Source organism: Gemmatimonadota bacterium, assembly GCA_016704275.1.
Classification (GTDB): domain Bacteria; phylum Gemmatimonadota; class Gemmatimonadetes; order Gemmatimonadales; family GWC2-71-9; genus Palsa-1233.
The window spans coordinates 605,060-624,541 of sequence record JADJAK010000002.1; the positions used below are offsets into that span (position 1 = coordinate 605,060).

The 19,482-nt window shown below is 68.1% G+C and carries 18 protein-coding genes; 5 read left to right on the top strand and 13 right to left on the bottom strand.

Annotated elements, in window-relative coordinates; genetic code table 11:
- Positions 1–44 precede the first annotated feature (44 nt).
- Positions 45–1,649 carry a peptide chain release factor 3 gene (locus tag IPG05_06610; protein ID MBK6494759.1) on the bottom strand — a complete coding sequence of 535 codons (1,605 nt, stop codon included), beginning with the start codon at positions 1,647–1,649 and terminating at the stop codon, positions 45–47.
- 62 nt (positions 1,650–1,711) lie between these two features.
- Here IPG05_06610 and IPG05_06615 point away from each other — a divergent pair, with 62 nt between their 5' ends.
- Positions 1,712–2,158 (top strand): vitamin K epoxide reductase family protein, encoded by a 447-nt coding sequence (locus IPG05_06615; protein MBK6494760.1) that lies wholly within the window; start codon positions 1,712–1,714, stop codon positions 2,156–2,158.
- Between the two features lie 168 nt (positions 2,159–2,326).
- Here IPG05_06615 and IPG05_06620 read toward each other — a convergent pair whose 3' ends face one another.
- Both IPG05_06620 and IPG05_06625 read right to left on the bottom strand, forming a co-directional pair.
- Entirely contained in the window at positions 2,327–3,568 is a 1,242-nt protein-coding gene (locus IPG05_06620) for an MFS transporter (GenBank protein MBK6494761.1), read from the bottom strand.
- Between the two features lie 97 nt (positions 3,569–3,665).
- Positions 3,666–4,265: a hypothetical protein gene (locus IPG05_06625; protein MBK6494762.1), complete on the bottom strand. Its 600-nt coding sequence runs from the start codon at positions 4,263–4,265 to the stop codon at positions 3,666–3,668.
- A gap of 136 nt (positions 4,266–4,401) precedes the next feature.
- On the opposite strand from IPG05_06625, the gene IPG05_06630 reads away from it, so the two are divergent.
- Positions 4,402–5,205, top strand: a complete 804-nt coding sequence (locus tag IPG05_06630; protein ID MBK6494763.1) for a S1/P1 nuclease — start codon at positions 4,402–4,404, stop codon at positions 5,203–5,205.
- Between the two features lie 95 nt (positions 5,206–5,300).
- Here IPG05_06630 and IPG05_06635 read toward each other — a convergent pair whose 3' ends face one another.
- Together IPG05_06635 and IPG05_06640 are read right to left on the bottom strand one after the other, a co-directional pair.
- The gene (locus tag IPG05_06635) at positions 5,301–5,723 is read right to left on the bottom strand and encodes a DoxX family protein (protein MBK6494764.1); all 423 of its coding nucleotides are present in this window, start codon (positions 5,721–5,723) and stop codon (positions 5,301–5,303) included.
- A 121-nt stretch (positions 5,724–5,844) separates the two neighbouring features.
- Positions 5,845–6,336, bottom strand: coding sequence for a MarR family transcriptional regulator (locus tag IPG05_06640; GenBank protein ID MBK6494765.1), 492 nt, complete (start codon positions 6,334–6,336; stop codon positions 5,845–5,847).
- 135 nt (positions 6,337–6,471) lie between these two features.
- Here IPG05_06640 and IPG05_06645 point away from each other — a divergent pair, with 135 nt between their 5' ends.
- Positions 6,472–7,218, top strand: coding sequence for a sulfite exporter TauE/SafE family protein (locus tag IPG05_06645; protein ID MBK6494766.1), 747 nt, complete (start codon positions 6,472–6,474; stop codon positions 7,216–7,218).
- Between the two features lie 24 nt (positions 7,219–7,242).
- Positions 7,243–8,619, top strand: a complete 1,377-nt coding sequence (locus tag IPG05_06650) for an MBL fold metallo-hydrolase (GenBank protein ID MBK6494767.1) — start codon at positions 7,243–7,245, stop codon at positions 8,617–8,619.
- Here IPG05_06650 and IPG05_06655 read toward each other — a convergent pair.
- A complete protein-coding gene (locus IPG05_06655; GenBank protein MBK6494768.1) occupies positions 8,567–10,258 on the bottom strand; it encodes a L,D-transpeptidase family protein in 1,692 nt (563 codons plus the stop codon). The two genes, IPG05_06650 and IPG05_06655, sit on opposite strands and share 53 nt — an antisense overlap.
- Positions 10,259–10,372: 114 nt before the next feature.
- On the opposite strand from IPG05_06655, the gene IPG05_06660 reads away from it, so the two are divergent.
- Positions 10,373–10,945 carry a hypothetical protein gene (locus IPG05_06660; GenBank protein MBK6494769.1) on the top strand — a complete coding sequence of 191 codons (573 nt, stop codon included), beginning with the start codon at positions 10,373–10,375 and terminating at the stop codon, positions 10,943–10,945.
- A gap of 147 nt (positions 10,946–11,092) precedes the next feature.
- Here IPG05_06660 and IPG05_06665 read toward each other — a convergent pair whose 3' ends face one another.
- The 7 genes from IPG05_06665 to IPG05_06695 all read right to left on the bottom strand — a co-directional run bounded on the left by IPG05_06665 (position 11,093) and on the right by IPG05_06695 (position 19,436).
- Positions 11,093–13,039 carry a M1 family metallopeptidase gene (locus tag IPG05_06665; protein ID MBK6494770.1) on the bottom strand — a complete coding sequence of 649 codons (1,947 nt, stop codon included), beginning with the start codon at positions 13,037–13,039 and terminating at the stop codon, positions 11,093–11,095.
- A gap of 268 nt (positions 13,040–13,307) precedes the next feature.
- Positions 13,308–13,688 carry a DUF2177 family protein gene (locus IPG05_06670; GenBank protein ID MBK6494771.1) on the bottom strand — a complete coding sequence of 127 codons (381 nt, stop codon included), beginning with the start codon at positions 13,686–13,688 and terminating at the stop codon, positions 13,308–13,310.
- Between the two features lie 157 nt (positions 13,689–13,845).
- Positions 13,846–14,271 (bottom strand): hypothetical protein, encoded by a 426-nt coding sequence (locus IPG05_06675; protein ID MBK6494772.1) that lies wholly within the window; start codon positions 14,269–14,271, stop codon positions 13,846–13,848.
- Between the two features lie 338 nt (positions 14,272–14,609).
- Positions 14,610–15,815 (bottom strand): type II secretion system F family protein, encoded by a 1,206-nt coding sequence (locus IPG05_06680; GenBank protein ID MBK6494773.1) that lies wholly within the window; start codon positions 15,813–15,815, stop codon positions 14,610–14,612.
- 12 nt (positions 15,816–15,827) lie between these two features.
- Entirely contained in the window at positions 15,828–16,982 is a 1,155-nt protein-coding gene (locus IPG05_06685; GenBank protein MBK6494774.1) for a type IV pilus twitching motility protein PilT, read from the bottom strand.
- Positions 16,979–18,727 (bottom strand): type IV-A pilus assembly ATPase PilB, encoded by a 1,749-nt coding sequence (pilB, locus tag IPG05_06690; protein ID MBK6494775.1) that lies wholly within the window; start codon positions 18,725–18,727, stop codon positions 16,979–16,981. Before pilB ends, IPG05_06685 begins: the two co-directional genes overlap by 4 nt.
- Positions 18,728–18,788: 61 nt before the next feature.
- Positions 18,789–19,436, bottom strand: coding sequence for a helix-hairpin-helix domain-containing protein (locus IPG05_06695; GenBank protein ID MBK6494776.1), 648 nt, complete (start codon positions 19,434–19,436; stop codon positions 18,789–18,791).
- Positions 19,437–19,482: the final 46 nt, after the last annotated feature.

Here is a 19,482-nt window from a genome sequence, read left to right on the forward strand (position 1 = left end):
ATACGGGCCCGACTTACGACCTACGACTTACGACTTACGACCTGTCAGGGCGCCGCCTCCAGGAACTCCAACCCTTCTCCCTTGTTCATCGTGTGCCGCAGCGCCCATTCGTCCTCGAAGAGGATGATCGATTGCCCCTTGGCATCGAACAGCCGCATGCGGGCGCGTCCCTCGACCATCTGCTCGATGATCTCTTCCGGGCCGCGCACCCAGCGGGCGTGGCGGAAGGGGAGCGGCTCGAGGCGGCACGGCGCCCCGTACTCGTTGAGCAGCCGGAACAGCAGCACGTCGAACTGCAGCATGCCGACGGCGCCGACGATCGGCACCGGCCCGGCGATCGATTCCTGATAGAAGACCTGCACCGCCCCTTCCTCGCCCAGCTGCCGGAGCCCGGTGTCGAGGTGCTTGCGGCGGAGCGGATCGGCGATCACGACGCGCGCGAAGTGCTGCGGCGCGAAGCGGGGGATGCCGCTGAAGGCGATGTCGCCCTTGAGCGAGAGCGAGTCGGAGACGCGCAGGTTGCCGCGATCGAGAATGCCGATCACGTCGCCCGGAAACGCTTCCTCGATTTCGGTGCGTTCACGGGCGAGGAACTGCTGCGGCTGCGCCAGCCGGAGCGTCTTCTTGGTGCGCGCCAGCGTGACCGTCATCCCCGCCTCGAAGCGGCCGGAGCAGACGCGCACGAAGGCGATCCGATCGCGATGCTTCGGATCCATGTTCGCCTGGATCTTGAAGACGAAGCCGGTGAACTCCGGGTCGGTCGGCTCGACCTCGCCGCCCCCGTCGATCGGGCGCGGCAACGGCCCCGGCGCCACGGCGAGGAAGTCGTGCAGGAACGGTTCGACGCCGAAGTTGGTGAGCGCCGAGCCGAAGAACATCGGCGAGAGCGTCCCGTTGCGGATCGCCTCCTCGTCCCACGGATGGCCCGCGGCCTCGAGCAGGTCGAGTTCGTTCTGCAGGGTGGCGACGGCCTCGCTGCCGATCGCGTCGGCCAGCGTGCCGTCGGCGAGCGGAATGCGGCGGGTCTCGACCATCGCCGCGCCGTGGTCACCACCACGATCGAAGAGCAGCACCTCGCCCCGTCGCCGGTCGGCCACGCCGACGAAGCCGTTGGAGGTGTTCACCGGCCAGGTCACCGGGTGGATGTCGATCCCGAGGTCCGTCTCGACGTCGCCGATCAACTGGAGCGGATCGCCCCCGGGGCGGTCGCACTTGTTGACGAAGGAGAAGATCGGCATCCGGCGCATCTTGCAGACTTCGAAGAGCTGCCGGGTCCGTTCCTCGACGCCACGGCGATTGTCGAGCAGCATCACTGCCGAGTCGGCTGCGACCAGCGTCCGGTAGGTGTCCTCGGAGAAGTCGGCGTGGCCGGGGGTGTCGAGCAGGTTGACCTGATAGCCGAGATACGCGAACTGCATCACGCTGGAGGTCACCGAGATGCCGCGTTGCTGCTCGAGCGCCATCCAGTCCGACGTGGCATGCCGCGCGGCGCGGCGCGCCTTGACCGACCCCGCGAGGTGGATCGCGCCGCCGTACAGGAGGAGCTTCTCCGTCAGCGTCGTCTTGCCGGCGTCGGGGTGCGAAATGATCGCGAAGGTGCGTCGGCGGGCGATCAATGCCGCCAACGCCTCGGGGGTCAGGTCAGCCATAGGGGGGCAAAGATACCATCCCCACCGTTCCGTCCGGGCGGCCCCGCGGCTAGACTCCGGCCATGTCCGCCCCCGACGATGACGGCCTGACGCCGCGCCACTGGATTGCCCTGACCGCCCTCGTCTCCGGGGTGGTCGCCACCTACCTCCACCTCTGGAAGATCGGCCTCGCCGGCCAACTGGCCTGCACCGCCAATCACGGCTGCGAAATCGCCCAGTTCTCGCCGTACGGGTACGTCTTCGGGGTCGACGTCGCCCTGATCGGGGCGGTCGGCTACACCATGGTCTTCATCACGGCGATGATCGGGGTGCAGCCGCGCTGGATCCGCGACCCCCGCACCACGAAGCTGCTGGCGCTGATGGTCTACCCCGCCCTGCTCTTCACGCTCCGCCTCAAGTACGGCGAGTTCATCGTCCTGAAGACGTTTTGTCCGTGGTGCGCGGTGTCGGCGGTGACGATTACGCTGCATAGCGTGCTGGTGTGGATGGACTGGCGGCGAGTCAAATGATGGATGATGGATGATGGATGATGGATTCATGTTGTCATCCTGAGCGGAGCCCGAAGCGGGCGTAGTCGAAGGACCTCTTCCCATCGTTCGGCGAGAGGTCCTTCGACTGCGCAGCCCTGCGGGCTGCTACGCTCAGGATGACACGGATGGTGGAGCATCCATCATCCATCATCTCCCCACCTCGTCCAGCCTCCCCACCTCTCTCAACTTCGGCGCCCACCGCCACGTCCCACCGACCACCGCCAGTGTAATGCCGCCGCCGAGCAGCACCGCGGGAACGGCGCCGATCAGGCGCGCGGCGAGGCCTGACTCGAAGGAACCGATCTCGTTGCTTGAGCCGACGAAGATCTGGTTGACGCTGGTGACCCGCCCCATCAGGTGATTGGGCACCAGCAGCTGCAACAGCGTCGAGCGCACGACCACCGAGACCATGTCGGCCGCGCCGGTGAGCACCAGGAAGAGGGTCGAGAGCCAGAGGGTGCGCGCCAGTCCGAAGCCGATCGTGAAGAGGCCGAACCATGCCACGGCGAAGAGCAACGCGCGCCCCGCGCGCTGCATCGGTGGCCGCCAGGCCAGCACCAGCGACATCGCGACCGCGCCGACCGCCGGCGCCGCGCGCAACACGCCAAGCCCCCAGGCACCGACGTGCAGGATGTCGGCCGCGAAGATCGGCAGCAGCGCGACCGCCCCGCCAAAGAGCACCGAGAAGAGATCGAGCGTCATCGCGCCGAGGAGCACCTGCTGCCCGCGCAGGAAGCGGATGCCCGCGGCGAGTGACTCGCGGATCGGCTCGGCCATCTCGGCAACGGGCGGTGCGCCGCGGAACTGGATCGCCAGCAGCGCCACCAGCGCGACCACGATCAGCGACGCGTCGACCAGATAGCTCCCCTGCGCGCCGAGCCAGACGTTGAGGATCCCGCCGAGCGCGGGGCCGACCACGGCACCGAGTTGCCACGTCGTGCTGCGCCAGGTGACGGCGTTGGCCTGCACCTCGCGCGTCACCATCGCCGCAGCGAGCGCTGTCCGCGCCGGCTGCAGGAAGGCGCGCGCGATCCCGCTGACCGCAATCACCAGGTACGCGCCGAGGACGCGATGCTCCGCGGCCTCGCCAGTGAGCCCCGCCAGCAGCGCCAGCGCCAGCGAACAGGCCAGCAGCGTGATCGTGGCGAGCAGCGCCAGCTTGCGCCGGTCCATCCGATCGGCGACATGCCCGGCAAAGAGCGCCGTCGCAATGTTGGGGAGCGCCTCGGCCAGCCCGATCAATCCGAGCGCCAGCGGATCGTGGGTGTCGAGGTACATCTGCCACGCGACAACGACGCCCTGGATCTGAATCCCGAGCGTCGTGGTGAAATGGGCCGTCAGGAAACGGCGGAAGTCCGGCAGCCGGAGGGCGGCCCAGGGGTCGTGCATGGGGTGGGAAGATAGTCGCTGGGGAAGGGGTCGTCCGAAGTGAGGCCTCGTAGGTCGCAAGTCCCCCGTCGGGGACCTATGACCTACGACTTACGACTTACGACTTCTTCTTCGGCATCACCAACTCCAGCACATTCGCCCCGATCCCCACCTTCGCTTCTGGCGGCATCGCCACCAGGAATTCGCGGCCACCGGCCGTGAGCACCGGATAGCGGCGCGCGTACTCGGCCAGCGCCGGCAGGAAGAGAAACTCCGGCAGCGCGATGTCGCGCACCAGCAGCCGCTCGAGGCGGAAGCGCATCACGCCGTTGTCACGCTGCGGCATCGAGAGCTCCGCCATGAACGACGACGTCGAATCGACAAAGGAGAAGATCGGTCCGAGCTCGGCGCGCGCTTCGGGCGGGAAATCCATCAGGCGGCCGCGAATCCGGATGCGGTTGCTGTCGGAGGTGACCAGGAAGGCGAGCGAATCGGAGAACGGCGGCACGCCCAGGCGAGCCAGCAGATAGGCAGTGAAGTCGCCGACATCGACGCGGCCCTGGGTGCTGCGCTTCTCGACGAAGACGGAATCCACCGTCGCCGAGGCGCGCGTCACCCCGGGGTTCGTGATGCGGGAGCCGTTCGGCGTGATGTTGTCCTGCGCGGCCAGGGGGGTGGCGGCGAGCAGAACGAAGAGCGGGAGCATCGACAGACGCACGGGCAGCGACTCCAGATCAGGGGAAGGGGTGGACGTCACGGCTGGGACACCCTGCACACGCCGACCCCGCGATTCGACTAGAATCTGTCAGCGTCGCCGTCGAGGCGCCGCCTGACCCCATGCCGGAGCGCATCCGATGCGTCGTTGCCTGCTTGCCGTCGTGCTCCTGTTGGGCGCGGCTTCCTCAGCCCGTGCCGATCATGACGACCTCTTCTGGGGCCAGCTCGGGCACCGGATCATCGCCCGCGTGGCCGCGGCCCGCCTGACGCCGGCCGCGCGGCTCGCCGTCCGCGACCTGATCCCCGGCGAAACCCTCGCCTCGGTCGCCTCCTGGGCCGACAGCATCCGTCCCTCGCGGCCCGAGACCGGCCCCTGGCACTACGTCAACATCCCGATCTGGGACTCGATCTATCGGCCGAAGACGGTCTGCCCGGATGGCACCTGCGTGATCGCGATGCTGGAGAAGGAGATTGCCATCCTGCGCGACCGTTCAAAGCCACGCAGTGAACGGGCCGAGGCGCTGAAGTGGGTGGTGCACCTGATGGGCGACATGCATCAGCCGCTCCACGTCGGCGATCGCGGCGACCGCGGCGGCAACGACGTGAAGTTGACCTGGGCTGGCAAGGCGTGGACGCTGCACTCGCTCTGGGACACCGGCCTGCTGGTGGCGACCGGGGTGCCGGAGGAGCGGTTCGTCGTCGAGATCGGCCGCACCCTCGACCAGCGCGGCGATCTCGCGACCCTCACCCGCGGCTCGATCGTGGACTGGGCCATGGAATCCCACGACGTGGCGCGCGACGTGGCCTACCCCTTCCTGCCAACGTCGCTCGACGTCGATCCGAGCTACCTCGCCAAGGTGCGAGTGATCCTTGAGGATCGCGTCCTCCGCGCGAGCGTCCGGCTGGCGAAGGTGTTGAACGAGGCGTTGGCGAAGGGCTGATCGAGAAGCGAGAGCGAGAAGCGAGAAGCGTGGCTCGGCGGGAAGCTCTCTCCGCTGGGCCACGCTTCTCGCTTCTCGCTTCTCGCTTCTCGCCGTTACGCCGCCTGCAGCCCATCCACGCTCCACCGTCCGCTCCCCTTCAGCAGCACGATCAGCGCGAGGCCGACGGCCAGCAGATGCAGCTCGAAGCCGCCGCCCTGCTGCCCGACGAAGAACGACGCGCGGTGCATCATCAGGGCGGCCGTGATCATCTGCACGCCGAGGGCGGCGGCGGCCAGCCGACCGAAGACGCCGAACAGCAACGCGATCCCGCCGATCGATTCCACCGCAATCGCGACGTAAGCGAGCGCCGTCGGGACGCCAAGCGACTCCATGAAGCCCACCGTCCCGGCGATGCCGTAGCCACCGAAGAGGCCGGCCGACTTCTGCAGCCCGTGCGGCAGGATGAAGAGCGCCAGGGTGACCCGGGCAATGAACGGGACGATGTCGTTGGTGGTGCGATTCAGCGAGCGGAACATGGCAGCCCTCACGGGAACGAGTGGATCGACAGTCAGTGGTGACGACCGGAAGGATAGTTGACTAGCAATATGTTGTCAACAACACATATTGAGCAGACCAGAGTCCAGCTCCCCAGGCCGATTAGCCGACGCTCCGCCGGATCGTCGTCAGCAGGGCACTCAGCTGGCGCAGTTCGGCCTCCGAGCAGGCCCCGGCGATCGTCTCCTCCGCCTCGGCCACGGCGGGGTCGAGACGGGCCAGGAGGGCCAGGCCGGCTTCGTTGATCCGGCAGACGACCTGCCGCCGGTCGCCGTCGCCCCGGTCCCGGGCCACCAGGCCGGCGTCGTAGAGCTTCTCGACGAGCCGGGTGATGGCGGCGGCGGGGTCGATCATCCGGTCGCGGATCGCGAGCGTCGGCAGCCCCGCCTCGCCGGCGCCACGGAGGATGCGGAGGACGTTGTACTGCGAACCCGAAATCCCCTCCGGCGCGAGGAGCGCGGCGGTGAAGCGGTTGAGCAGGGAGGCGGTCCGCGCAATGCCGAGAATCGCCTCCTGTCCGGGCGATCGAAACGGCCGTGATTGCTGCAGCTCCTCGAGGAGCGTCCGGCTGGCATCAGGGGGGGGATTGGCCATCCCTGAAAGGACGACCCCTCCTGCCCGATCGTCAACCGGTGGCGGTCTTGCCTCCCCCCGGAGCGCGGGGTAGCGTACCCGCCTCTGAGGGACCCCACGTACCCCGCCCCGAGGTTGCTCCTGCAGTTCATCGGCTTGCTCGGATTCGTTGCGGTGGGTCTGGCGCTGGGCCTCCTCGGCGGCGGCGGATCGATCCTCGCCGTCCCGGTGCTCGTGCACCTGCTGGGCATTGCCCCCGGGGTGGCGGTCCCGATGTCGCTCCCGGTGGTGGGGATCACCGCGGCGGTCGGGGCCTTCAGCCGCTGGCGCGCCGGGCAACTGCAGCTCCGCACCGTGGCAGGCTTTGCAGCGGTCGCGATGACCACCTCGTTCCTCGCGGCCCGGCTCGGCACCAGGATCGCCGACACCCCCCGGATGATCCTCTTCGCCACGACGATGCTCGCCGCGGCGACGGCGATGTGGCGGCGCGCCAATCGGATGGCGAGCGGCGCCCAACCGACCGCCAGCACCGCAAGCGCCTCGCTACCACGCGTTGTGGTCGCGGCGGCGGCGGTGGGGGTCCTGACCGGGCTGGTGGGCGTCGGTGGTGGCTTCCTGATCGTGCCAGCGTTGAGCGGTGTCCTCGGGCTGCCGATGGCGGCCGCCACGGCCACCTCCCTCGCCGTGATCGCCCTCAACACCGCCTCAGCCGGCGCGGGGTGGATCGGCCGGGTGAGCCTCGACCTGCCGCTCACCACGCAGGTGACCGCGGCCGCCCTGGTCGGCATGGTGGCCGGGACCAGGCTCGCCCCGCACATCGCCGCTCGCACGCTGACCCGTGCCTTCGCCATACTTCTGTTGCTGCTCGCCACCTTCCTCGTGGTGAGCGAACTGCGCCACTGACGTCGTCTTGCCAGGAGTCGTCCGATGCTCGTCCGCCGTTTCTATGATGACCGTCTCGCCCAGGCCTCGTACCTGATCGGCTGCCAGCGCACCGGCGAGGCCATCGTGATCGATCCCGCCCGCGACGTGGCCCAGTACCTCGAGGCCGCGACGCAGGAAGGCGTGCGCATCACCCGCGTCACCGAGACGCACATTCACGCCGACTTCGTCTCGGGCGCGCGTGAGCTGGCGTCGCAGAGCGGTGCGCACCTTCTCCTCTCCGCCGAAGGCGGGAAGGATTGGCAGTACGGCTATGCCGCCGAGGCCGGCGCGACGCTGCTGCACGACAACGACCGGATCGTGATGGGCGGCGTCCGCCTCGATGTCTGGCACACCCCTGGCCACACGCCGGAGCATCTGGTCTTCATCGTGACCGACACCGCACGCAGCGAGGACCCGGTGGCGATGGTGTCAGGCGACTTCCTCTTCGTCGGCGATGTCGGCCGCCCCGACCTGCTCGAGCGCGCCGCGCACGTGGTGGGGACGATGGAGGCCGGTGGGCGCGATCTCTTCCGTTCGCTGCAACGCACGGCGTCCCTCCCCGACCACCTGCAGATCTGGCCTGGCCACGGCGCCGGCTCGGCGTGCGGCAAGGCGCTCGGTGCGATGCCCTCGAGCACGCTCGGCTACGAACGGCGGACCAACTGGGCGTTCGGCATCCATGACGAATCGGCGTTCGTCGCTTCGGTGCTCGAAGGACAGCCGTCGCCGCCGACCTACTTCGGCACCATGAAGCGGATCAATCGCGACGGTGCGCCGCTGTTGGGGGTGCGCGCCGCGCCCGCGGCACTCGCCGCCACGCAGCTCGCGCAGCGCATCGCCGATGGCGTCGTGGTCGACATCCGCCCGGCCGCCGCGTATGCCGCGCAACATGCGGCCGGCACGCTGAACATTCCGCTCGGCAAGTCATTCACCACCTGGTCGGGCTGGCTGCTGCGGTACGATCAGGAGATCGCGTTGATCGCCCCCGATCGCGCCACGGCCACCGAGGCCCAGCGTGCGCTGGCGTCGATCGGCCTCGACCATGTCGTTGGCGCGTTCGACCTCGATGCGCTGGTGGGGTCACGCGCGACCGTCACCAAGGGCGACATCAATGCCGCCCCCGCGATGCAAGCCGCGGGGCGCCTGGTGATCGACCTGCGCGAGCCGAATGAGTGGAACGCCGGCCATCTTGACGGCGCCGAGCTGCATCCGCTCGGCACGGTGACGACGACCCTCGCCGCGCTGGACCGCACGACGCCACTTGCCATCCACTGTCAGGCCGGCGCGCGCTCGGCGATCGGCGCGTCGGTGCTGGAGCGGATGGGCTTTACCGACGTGGTGGACCTGACGGCGGGATACGGGGGGCGGACGACAGGCTGAGCCCGGTCGGCTCCTGCACGTAGGGATACCCCTTCCGCAGCGCCCGATCGAGCGCGCGGTCGTGGCCATAGATGTCGCGATAGAAGAACGCTTCGCCTGACTCGCGCACTTCCACCGTCTGGTACACCAGAAAGACGGGGATGCGACTCGTCAGGCGAACCTGCTTGGTGGAGTCGCCGGCCATCGCGGAGTCGACCGTCGCGCTCGGCCACTTGGGCTGGTCGCGAAGCAGGAAGGCGGCGAGTGTCGCCGGCAGCGAGACCCGGATGCAGCCGTGGGAAAAGTCGCGACGCACGCGCGCGAAGAGCGAGCGGGCCGGGGTGTCGTGCAGGTAGATGTCGGAGCTGTTCGGCATCACGAACTTGACGCGCCCGAGCGAATTGAGCGTCCCGGGCTTCTGCCGGACCGCGACGCCGTACCCGATCTTCCTGATGAGCGAATCGGTCGGCACCACGACCTTGCCGCCGACGAGCAGTTCGTACTGCTCCTTCGCGAGGTAGCCGGAATCGGCGATCGCCTTCGGGCGGATCTCCTCGCGCTGGATCGACGTCGGCACGTTCCATGGCGGCTGGAACTGCACCGCGACGAGGTCGACGGCGAGCAACGGCGTGTCGTGCTTCACCGCGTTCCCCACCACCACGTCCATCGTCAGCATCTCCGACTCCGCATCGGTGGTCCCGCGCAGCGCGTAGAGGCGGAAGCCGGGGATGTTGACGATGATCGGTGGCGCCGAGAAGGTGCGCGGCAACCAGCGCCACCGCTCCAGCGTGAGCTCGATCTGGCGCACCTGCGAGGCGAAGGTCCGCGTGAGGCGGAGGCGCGTGGAGTCGCCGATCACGCCATCGGGGCCGAAGCCCTGCCGCCGCTGGAAATGCTTGATCGCCTTGGCGAGTGCGTCGTCGTACAGGGTGTCGCCGTCGGCCACGCGATTGACGGCACTGCTGTCGGTGAGGTCGCCGAGCAGGGTGAGCAGGCGGCGGAGCTTTGGGGCGCCGGGGTAGACCGTGCCGGGCTTGAGTCCGCGCGGAATGTCGGGCAGTGCCGCGAGCGACGAGTCGGCGGCGAGCAGGCGGTAGGTCTGCAGCACCGAGACGAGCCGGCGGTAGTGATAGAACGGCGGCTCGAGCGCACGAAGCGCAGGCACCGGATTGCTCGACGTGGCCAGCGACACGAGCGCGCCGGGGATGTCGAACGTTTCGCGCGCCAGGAGCAGGGTGGCGTGCAGCGAGCGCGGGTCGACACGGCCGCGGTCGAGCGCGAGGGCGTACCGCGCCGTCGCCACCGAGAAGGCCAGATCCCAGACGGCACGGAGTGAGTCGCTGCGGCTGCCGAGGGTGGCGGCCTCGGCGTCCAGCCAGCGGACATCGTAGTCGTCGGGGTCGAGTCCGCGGTCGCGCGACTCGCGCAGCTCACGCAGCACGATCTTGGCGGCCGGCGTGGGGCCGCTGCCGCTGATCCAGAGCGGACGCCAGCCGTGGCGATCATATGCGCCGCGGAGTCCCTCGCGGACGTCGCCGAGGGCGCCCCAGCGGAGGCCGCTGACGGTGGGCGCCTCGAGGGTGGCGCGCAGTGCCAGCGCGACGCGGGTCGAATCGGCGGATGGGGTGACGAGCAAAGCGGCCAGCAGGGGGAGAAGCATGGGTGAAAGATACCGCAAAGGCCGAACCACCCGGTCCCGTTAACGCCACCGCGCCCAAGGCGTCCTCCATGCACGAACGCGGCAGAGCCGCCTGACACGGAGCACTATATGACAATGCATCCCTACTTGGCCCTTGCGGCCATCATGCTGGCCGCCCCGGTGGCGGCGCAGGTCCCCGCCCAGCCCCCCGCTCCCCGCGGCGCGGTGGCCAGAGCCCAACTTCCCGACCTCACCGCCGAGCAGCGCACCAAGCTGCGGGCCATCGAGGACAACCAGCGCGCCGCGATGCGCGCGATGGACGACCAGCGGATCGCGGCCAAGAGGAAGCACCAGGACGCGCTGCGGGCGGTCCTCACGCCGGAGCAGTTCCAGATGATGCAGGCGCGCAAAGCGGGTCGCGGCCAGGGCCGCGGGGTGGTGGGTGGCGGCCGCCGTGGTGGCGGGCTCGGCGCCGGCGTGCAGGGTGCGCGCGGGCAGGGTGCGCGACTGCAGGGTGCCGGCGGGCAGGGTGCGCGAGGGTCTCGGCGGGCAGGGTCTCGGCGGACAGGGTGCCGGCCTGATGGGTGCCTGCCCCGCCGGTGGCGGTGGGCAGGGTGGCTGTCTACTGGGCACCGGGCGTGGACGTCCGGTCGGGCCGCCGCCGGTGCAGGGGCCGCCGAACGAAGGGTGAACTGCGGTGACCTGTGACCAGTGACCAGTAAACAGGTAAGACGTGAGAGGTGAAACGGGGCCCAAAATGCGGGCACGTCTCACCTCTTACGTCTTACGGGTCACTGGTCACTGGTCACTGGTCACAGCTGCACCAAGACCCTCCGACTGCGACAATGTCCGCTGTTACGGCTTCACCGCGTTCCACACATTGTTGCTCCGATCAAAATCCACCAGGCGCCCTTCCGGATCGATCTCGACCTTGCTGATCGTCTTCCCCGTGAAGGTGAAGCTGCGCAGGTAGCGCATGCTGTTCAGGCTCCACACCTCGGCCGGGTAGACCAGGTCCTGCGTGGAGTTGTCGCTGAAGGTGAAGCGCGCGCGGATCGGCAGGACGCCGCGGGCGCGGTTGCCGAAGGTGACTTGCGTGACACCGTTCGGCCGAGTGACCACCGACTCGACGGCCTGGTCGTAGCGCGCGTTCTCGATGAACCAGCCGCGCCAGAACCAGTCGAGGCGGCGGCCCGAGGCGTCTTCCATGCTGCGGTAGAAGTCGGCCGCGGTCGGATGCTTGTAGGCCCAGCGACGCACATACTCGCGAAACGCCTCGTCGAACGCCTCGGGGCCGAGGATCTCCTGGCGCAGCTGCTGCAAGCCGACGCTCGGCTTGAGGTACGCGGCGATCCCCAGGAACTGCGGATTGATCCGGTCCGGCCCGATGTCGATCGGCTTGTCGACGCCGGCCTTCATCACCTGTTCGATGATCCCGCGCTCCTGCTTGGCCCGCTCCATCTGGTCGCCCTTCTCGGGGTAGCGGCGCGCCTCGGCGAAGGTGTTGATGAAGGTGTTGAAGCCCTCGTCCTGCCACATCCGGACCCGCTCGTTCGAGGCGACGATCATCGGGAACCACATGTGCCCGATCTCGTGCGTCACGACGTTGAAGAGGTCGTAGACGTCCTCGCCCTGCGCCTCCATCGCGATCATCGGGTATTCCATGCCGGAGATCGGGCCTTCGATCGCCGAGATGTGCGGCCACGGATACTGGAACCAGCGCTCCGAATATTCCTGGATCGACATCCGCGACTGGTCGGCGGCGTCGGACCAGTTGGCGGCGGCCTTCGGGCGATAGTAGCCGTAGGCCATGATCCCCTTCCAGCTGCTGGCATCCCACTGATACTCGGGCGAGGCGGCCCAGACGGCGTCGCGGACATTCTTCGCGGCGAACTTCCAGGTCATCATCCCCGTGGTCCGCGGACGCGCCGCGCCGCTGGCGAGTTCGGCCGCGGTGATGATCCGCACCACGCTGTCGGACTTGGCCGCCTTGGCCAACCGCGCGATCTGCGTCGGCGTCAGCACCGCGGCGGCGTTCTGCAACGCGCCGGTCGCGGCGACGATGTAGCCGGCCGGGAGCGTGATCGCGAGGTTGAAGTTGCCGAAGTCGAGGTAGAACTCGCCCTGACCGAGGTAGGGCTCGATGTTCCAGCCCCGCACGTCATCGTAGACGGCGACGCGCGGATACCACTGCGCAATCTCGTAGAGCGGGCCATCGCGGCCCATCCGGTCGGCGCCGTGCTCCGGCACCAGGAAGTGATAGGCAATGTCGAGCGTGGTGCTCTTCCCCGGCGCCAGCGGCTCGGCGAGGAGGACCTTGGTCACCGTCTCGTGATTGCGCGTCTGCACCGCCGTCCGACGGCCCGCGGCACCGGCCTTCGCGCCTGCCGCGACTTGCTCCACCTTGTCGAAGACGTAACCGCCCTCGAAGCCGCGGGCGCCGAAGCGCGACTCCTGCGGGTAGACGTAGGAATTGAGCGAGTTCGCCTTGAAGGCATTCTGCTCGGTCTGCAGCCAGATGTAGGTGAGCGTGTCCGGCGAGTTGTTGGTGTAGCGGAGCGACATCGTCGCCTTGATGCTCTTGGCGGTGGTGTCGAGCGTCGCGGCGATGTCATAGTCGGCGCGGTTCTGCCAGTAACGCACACCGGGGCGACCGCTGCCGGTGCGATACTCGTTGGCCGTCGGCAACACCAGCGGTGCAAAGATCGAGGTGTCGGCAACGGACAGTGGCGCCGCGCCCTGCTGCGCAGTCGCCGGCAGCGCCGCGACCACCAGCAGGAGGAGCGAAGAAATGGCCTTCATTTCGGAGTTCCACGGAAAGAGGAGGGCAGCGGCGGTTGGGGGGGTCGCCGTTGCGTTTGGGATAATAGTCGGCTGGCGAGGGGTGAGGGGTAAGGGGGTGGTGAAGGGTCAACGGTGAACGGTGAAACATCAGGGATGTCATCCTGAGCGAAGCGACGGCAAAGCCGGCGCGGAGTCGAAGGACCTCCTTCCGGGCCGCGCGAACAGAGGTCCTTCGACTGCGCCGCTCCGCGGGCTTCGCTCAGGATGACACCCCCCACCCCGCCCCCTACCCCAGCTTGTACGCCACCGCCGCCACCGCCGCCGAGAGCGCCGCCCCCCAGGCCAGGTCGACCACCGCGACGATCGTCGGGAAGTCCTTGGCCAGGGCGAGGTTGGTCAGGTCATAGGCGGCGTAGGTGGCCAGACCGAAAAAGGCGCCGTAGAGGATGGCGTGCCGCAGGGACTGCTTCTCCTGGGCCGGCTGGACCACGAAGACCACCAGGGCGGCGACGAAGATCAGGTAGAAGACGATCGCCGGGGCCCACTGGACGTCGGGCCGGAGGAGGTGGCCCATCTTGTCGCGATAGAAGCCCTTGGCGACCACGCCGAGCCAAACCATGTCGAGGGCGAAAAAGGTCACGAGGGCGGTGAGGAAGGTGCGGAACATTGGGATGTCCTGTGGGGGCCCGTAGGGGCGCGGCCTGCCGCGCCCGTGGTCGTAGGTCGTAGGTCGTAAGTCGTATGTCGTAAACGTACGTCGTGGGACCCCGGGTTGCGCACCGAGATCCCACGATGGAGGGCGAGGCAGGCCTCGCCCCTACGATCTACCCCTGCTTCGGCCCGACCCAACGCACGACCACGTGACACGCAGGCGCCGTCCCGTAGTCGAGCGTCACCTTGGCGTCGAGCGCGGCCTTCGTAAACTGGCCCGACACGACCATGGCGTAGCTGACGCCATTCACGACGACCGTCCGCGTCTGGGTCGTGAAGGAGAGATCGGGGCGCAGCGCGCCGCCATAGGTCGTCCCGGCATGCCTGAGCGTCACCACCGTGTTGTTATTGCTCGTCTCCACCACCGTCGGGTTCTTCTCGACGGGGAGTGAGCAGCCTGCCGAGGCCGAGACGACCGTCACCTGCGTGTCGTAGGTGCCGGCGACCGAGGTTGGATCGATCGGATCCGTCTTGGCACCGGCCAGCACGGCGACGGTGCCCGCGGCGATACCCAGAAGCCGCAATGGCGGGAAGTTCATGGAAGGGTCCTCGGCAGGGGATGTGGCGCGGTCGTCCGAGGAGCGTCGGTCGGGGCGACCGGTTCCTTGCGGTGTGAACCATCCCGGTACGCTAGTGGCGGTGGCGAAGCATCCGAAGCGCGGGGGAGGTGGACTTACAGGATGTTGACAATGACGCGTGGGACCTCGGGGGGTGCTCTTGGTCGTAAGGTCGTAGGTCGTAGGTCGTAGGTCGTAGGTCGTAAACGCATGCCGTGGGACCCCGGCGACTGCCGAGATCCCACGACGTATGACTTACGACCTACGACTTACGACCCCGGGGCGCGGCAGGCCGCGCCCCTACGGCCGACGGCCCGCCGTTACTGCACCGCCTGCATCATCCCGAAGATCGGCAGGTACATCGCGACGATGATGCCGCCGACGACCACGCCGAGGAAGAGAATCATCACCGGTTCCATCAGGGCCAGCAGGCCGCTGACGGCGACGTCGACTTCGTCGTCGTAGAAGTCGGCGATCTTGGTGAGCATTTCGTCGAGTCCGCCGGTCTGTTCGCCGACGGCGATCATCGAGATCACCATCGGGGGGAAGACGCCCGACTTGTCGAGCGGCGCGGCAATCGTGTCACCGCCGGCGATCGAGGAGCGCGACGCCATGATGGCGTCCTGGATGACGGTGTTGCCGGCCGTCTTGGCGGTGATCTCGAGGCCGTCGAGGATCGAAACGCCCGACGAGATCAAGGTGCCGAGCGTGCGGGTGAAGCGCGACACCGCCGACTTCCGGATCACGTCGCCGAGCACCGGCATCTGGAGGAAGATGCCGTCGATGCGGCGCTTGCCGGCCGAGGTCTCGTAGAACTTCTTGAACGCCACGGCGAGGCCCGCGATCACGAGGATGACGGCCCACCAGTAGCCCTGCAGGAATTCCGAGAGGCCGATCACGATCCGCGTCGGCATCGGCAGCTCGATCGCCGCCGACGTGAACATCTCCTGGAAGACCGGGATGACGAAAATCAGCAGGATCGCGATCGCCCCGGCCGCCACGGTGAGAATGACGCCCGGATAGATCATGGCGCTCTTCACCTTCCGGATCAGCTTGTCGTTCTTCTCGAGGAAGGTCGCCAGGCGGAGCAGAATGGTGTCGAGAATACCGCCCGCCTCGCCGGCGGCGACCATGTTCACGTACAGCTGCGAGAACGCCTTCGGGTGCTTGGCGAAGGCGTCGGCCAGCGTGTTGCCCGCCTCGACGTCGAAGACGACGGCGCGGGTGATGTCCTTGAGCTTCTGGTTCTCGGTCTGCGCCGCGAGAATCGTCAGCGACTGCACCAGCGGCAGGCCGGAGTTGATCATCGTGGCGAACTGCCGCGTGAAGATGACGACGTCGCGGGTGCCGATCCCGCCCCCGGGCATCGAGAGCTTGATCTCCTTCGGCGCCTCGCGCATGGAGACCAGCAGCAGCCGGTTCTTCCGGAGGTGGCCGATCAGGTCGTCGCGGGTGGCGACGTCCAGGCTCCCCTTCATGATCTGGCCGGTCGTGGCGTTCTTCGCGGTGTATTCAAAGACGGGCATGGGGATCTCCGGTTATCGCATCGCCGCGATGGCCTGCTCTTCCATCGGCGTCTCGCCGATGGCGCGCAGGAACTCGCTCGGGTTCGCAGAGACGCGGAGGCATTCGTCCTTGGTGACCTCGCGGCTCATGTAGAGCTGGTACAGCGAATCGTTCATCGTCTGCATGCCGAACTTCTTGCCCGCCTGCATCAGCGAGTAGATCTGGTGCACCTTGTCGTCGCGGATCACGGCGCGGATGGCCGGCGTCGCGATCATGATCTCGGCGGCCATCACGCGGCCGCGCCCCGAGGCGCGCGGGAGCAGCGTCTGGGTCACGATCCCCTCGAGCACGAACGCCAGCTGGGCGCGGACCTGCGCCTGCTGGTTGCTCGGGAAGACGTCGATCATCCGGTTGATGGCCTCGGGGGCCGAGTTGGTGTGCAGCGTCGCGAGCGCCAGGTGGCCCGTCTCGGCGATCGTCAGCGCGGCGGAGATGGTCTCCAGGTCGCGCATTTCGCCGACGAGGATCACGTCCGGGTCCTCGCGCAGCGCGTACTTGAGCGCCGACGCGAACGAGCGCGTGTCGGTGCCGACCTCGCGCTGGTTGACGATGCACTTCTGGTGCTTGTGGATGAACTCGATCGGATCTTCGACGGTGATGATGTGCCCGCGCCGCTCCTTGTTGATCTTGTCGATCATCGCGGCGAGGGTGGTGCTCTTGCCGGAGCCGGTCGGGCCGGTGACCAGCACCAGGCCGCGCGGCCGCTCCGCCAGCTTCGCCGTCACCGGCGGCAGCTTGAGCTCGTCGAAGGTCTTGACCGAGAAGGGGATCATCCGGACCACCATCGACACGCAGCCGCGCTGCTTGAAGACGTTGCCGCGGAAGCGCGCCATGTTCTGGATGCCGAAGGAGAAGTCGAGCTCGTCCTCCTGCTCGAAGCGCTTCTTCTGCGCCTCGGTCAGCACCGAGTAGGCCAGGGAGAGCGTGTCCTTCGGCGACATGACGTGGTCGACCGAGGCGTCGACGATCTCGCCGTCGACGCGCAGCTTGGGGCGCTCCCCGGCCGTGAGGTGCAGGTCGGAGGCGTCGCGCGTCATGACCTCCTCGAGCAGCGCACGGAGGTTCAGCGCACTGGAGGCGCCCGACGAGGCGGGAGCCGAGGGCTGCGTGGTGCCGGGGGTGGTCATTGGGCAGTCTCCTTCACGATTTCTTCCAGCGTGGTCACGCCACGTTCGAGCTTCTTCATGCCGTCCATCCGGAGCGTCAGCATTCCCTCGGAGACGGCCAGGTCGCGCAGCTCCGCCGTGGAGCCGCCCACCAGGATCAGCCGGCGGAGCGCCGGCGTCATCGCCATCACCTCGTAGAGGCCGGCGCGCCCGCGATAGCCGCTGCCACTGCAGTTCTCGCAACCCGTGCCGCGGAAGAACTGGAGCTTGCGCATCGCCTCGAGATCGGGGTCGAGCGCATGCAGCTCCTCGTCGGTGTAGGTCACCGTCGCCTTGCACTTGCTGCAGATGCGTCGCACCAGTCGCTGCGCCACCACCAGGTTGACCGCGCTGGCGACGTTGAACGCCTCGATCCCCATGTCGATCATCCGGACGATGGTGCTCGGCGCATCGTTGGTGTGCAGCGTCGAGAGGACCAGGTGGCCGGTGAGCGCCGCCTTGATGGCGATGCCGCCCGTCTCGAGGTCTCGAATTTCGCCGATCATCACGATGTTCGGGTCCTGCCGCAGGAAGGCGCGGAGCGCCACCGCGAAGGTCAGCCCGATCTCGCTGCGCACCTGCACCTGGTTGATCCCCGGGAGATTGTACTCGACCGGGTCCTCCGCCGTCATGATGTTGGTCTCGACGGTGTTGATCCGCTGCAGGGCGGAATAGAGCGTCGTCGTCTTGCCCGAACCGGTCGGCCCGGTCACCAGCACCATCCCGTACGGATTGAGGATCGCCCGCATCAGGTCCTTTTCCGCCTTCGGCTCGAAGCCGAACTTGGTCAGGTCCAGCGTCAGGTTCCCCTTGTCCAGGATTCGCATCACGATCTTCTCGCCGAAGAGCACCGGCAGCGTCGAGACGCGGAAGTCGATGACCCGGGTTCCCATCTTCAGCTTGAGCCGGCCGTCCTGTGGCACCCGCCGCTCGGCGATGTTCAGCGACGAAAGAATCTTGATGCGGCTGGTGAGCGCCGCCTTCATCTTGAGCGGCGGCTTCATGACGTCGAGCAACGCGCCGTCGATGCGGTACCGGATCCGGATCTCGTGTTCGAACGGCTCGACGTGGATGTCCGAAGCGCCGCGCTTGACGGCGTCGGTGAGGATGCCGTTGATCAGCTTGACCACCGGCGCGTCGTCGACCGCGGCCTGCAGTGCGGTGGTGACCTCCTCCTCTTCGTCGGCCACCACCTCGACGTCTTCGCCGATCCCCTCCATCTCGCGGAGGATCGTCTGCAGCTGCTCGTCGCCGGTCTCGAAGTGCTTCTCGATCAGCGTCTTGAGGGTCTGCTCGCCGGCCAGGACCGGAAAGAGGTCGAACCGCGTGATGAACTTCAGGTCCTCGAGGAGCCCCTGGTCGGCCGGGTCGGCAACCGCCACCGTGAGGGTGCGCCCCTCGCGCTTGAGGGGCAGCACCATCCGCTTCATCGCCAGGTCGCTGGGGATCAGCCGCAGGACCCGGGGGTCGGCCTCGAAATGGGAGAGGTCGACGGCCGGCATCCGGTACTGGCGCGCCAGCACCTTGGTGAGCTCCAGCTCGGGGATCATCCCCTGCTTGACGAGGATCAACCCGAGGCGCTGGTGCGTGGTCCGCTGCTCGTGAAGGGCGTGATTCAGCTGGTCCCGGGTGATCAGCCCCTGGGACACCAGCAGGTCCCCCAATCGCTCGGCGGCCTGGGGGCCGTCGTCGCGGCCAGCGCTCTTGGAAGTCGTCGGTGCAGTCATTCCACTCCGGAAGTGCAAAGGCAATGCCTTGAACCCCGGCACCCGGCCACCGGCATCACGGTCAGGGCAGTTGGAGGTGCGCGGCGAGGCCGCGAAGCACGCTGGCAGGCAGTCCGGGGACCCGTCGGAGGTCGTCGAGACGGCGAAATGGGCCCGCGCTGTCGCGAAATGCTACAATTGCCTTCGCTCGAGTTGGGCCGATGCCCGGCAAGGCATCCCATTCTGCCACCCCCGCGCGATTCGGGTCGAATCCCGCAGCAGTGGCCACTCCCCCAGCATCGGCCGTCCGGGCACTGAAGCTGAGGTGCGGGGCCAGCTTGGTGAGCATCGCCGGGCCGACGCCGGCGACGCGGTCCAGTCCGGCCGTGCCGCCAAACGCCCCGCGCCTCTCGCGATCCGCCACGATCCGTTTTGCCAGCGCCGGCCCGACTCCCGGCAGCCGCTGCAGTTCGGCGACCCCGGCCCGGTCGATGTCGACCCGCTCCCCCGTGCCGAGTGGGGCGGCAAGGGCCACGGCGCTGTCGCGATGGGCGAGCGGGTCACCGTCGCCGGCCGGGTCGAGGAGGGTGACGGCTCCCGGCGGGCCATTCGCGGCCCCGCGGGCGGCGTGGAGAAAATGGCCACCAAGGGCCAGCACCCCGAGGGTGAGGAGGGAACGGCGTTCGGCGCGGGTCACCTGGCAAGCCTCGCCGGTACCCCGCGCCGTCATGGGACCTCCCTACCGCCAAGCGGTACCGCCGCACGCGGCGGCAGGC

Bases quoted from the DNA above. Each gene is read 5' to 3' on its own strand.
- IPG05_06610 (MBK6494759.1), bottom strand. From the start codon at position 1,649: ATGGCTGACCTGACCCCCGAGGCGTTGGCGGCATTGATCGCCCGCCGA.
- IPG05_06615 (MBK6494760.1), top strand. From the start codon at position 1,712: ATGTCCGCCCCCGACGATGACGGCCTGACGCCGCGCCACTGGATTGCC.
- IPG05_06620 (MBK6494761.1), bottom strand. From the start codon at position 3,568: ATGCACGACCCCTGGGCCGCCCTCCGGCTGCCGGACTTCCGCCGTTTC.
- IPG05_06630 (MBK6494763.1), top strand. From the start codon at position 4,402: ATGCGTCGTTGCCTGCTTGCCGTCGTGCTCCTGTTGGGCGCGGCTTCC.
- IPG05_06635 (MBK6494764.1), bottom strand. From the start codon at position 5,723: ATGTTCCGCTCGCTGAATCGCACCACCAACGACATCGTCCCGTTCATT.
- IPG05_06640 (MBK6494765.1), bottom strand. From the start codon at position 6,336: ATGGCCAATCCCCCCCCTGATGCCAGCCGGACGCTCCTCGAGGAGCTG.
- IPG05_06650 (MBK6494767.1), top strand. From the start codon at position 7,243: ATGCTCGTCCGCCGTTTCTATGATGACCGTCTCGCCCAGGCCTCGTAC.
- IPG05_06655 (MBK6494768.1), bottom strand. From the start codon at position 10,258: ATGCTTCTCCCCCTGCTGGCCGCTTTGCTCGTCACCCCATCCGCCGAT.
- IPG05_06660 (MBK6494769.1), top strand. From the start codon at position 10,373: ATGCATCCCTACTTGGCCCTTGCGGCCATCATGCTGGCCGCCCCGGTG.
- IPG05_06665 (MBK6494770.1), bottom strand. From the start codon at position 13,039: ATGAAGGCCATTTCTTCGCTCCTCCTGCTGGTGGTCGCGGCGCTGCCG.
- IPG05_06670 (MBK6494771.1), bottom strand. From the start codon at position 13,688: ATGTTCCGCACCTTCCTCACCGCCCTCGTGACCTTTTTCGCCCTCGAC.
- IPG05_06675 (MBK6494772.1), bottom strand. From the start codon at position 14,271: ATGAACTTCCCGCCATTGCGGCTTCTGGGTATCGCCGCGGGCACCGTC.
- IPG05_06680 (MBK6494773.1), bottom strand. From the start codon at position 15,815: ATGCCCGTCTTTGAATACACCGCGAAGAACGCCACGACCGGCCAGATC.
- IPG05_06685 (MBK6494774.1), bottom strand. From the start codon at position 16,982: ATGACCACCCCCGGCACCACGCAGCCCTCGGCTCCCGCCTCGTCGGGC.
- pilB (MBK6494775.1), bottom strand. From the start codon at position 18,727: ATGACTGCACCGACGACTTCCAAGAGCGCTGGCCGCGACGACGGCCCC.
- IPG05_06695 (MBK6494776.1), bottom strand. From the start codon at position 19,436: ATGACGGCGCGGGGTACCGGCGAGGCTTGCCAGGTGACCCGCGCCGAA.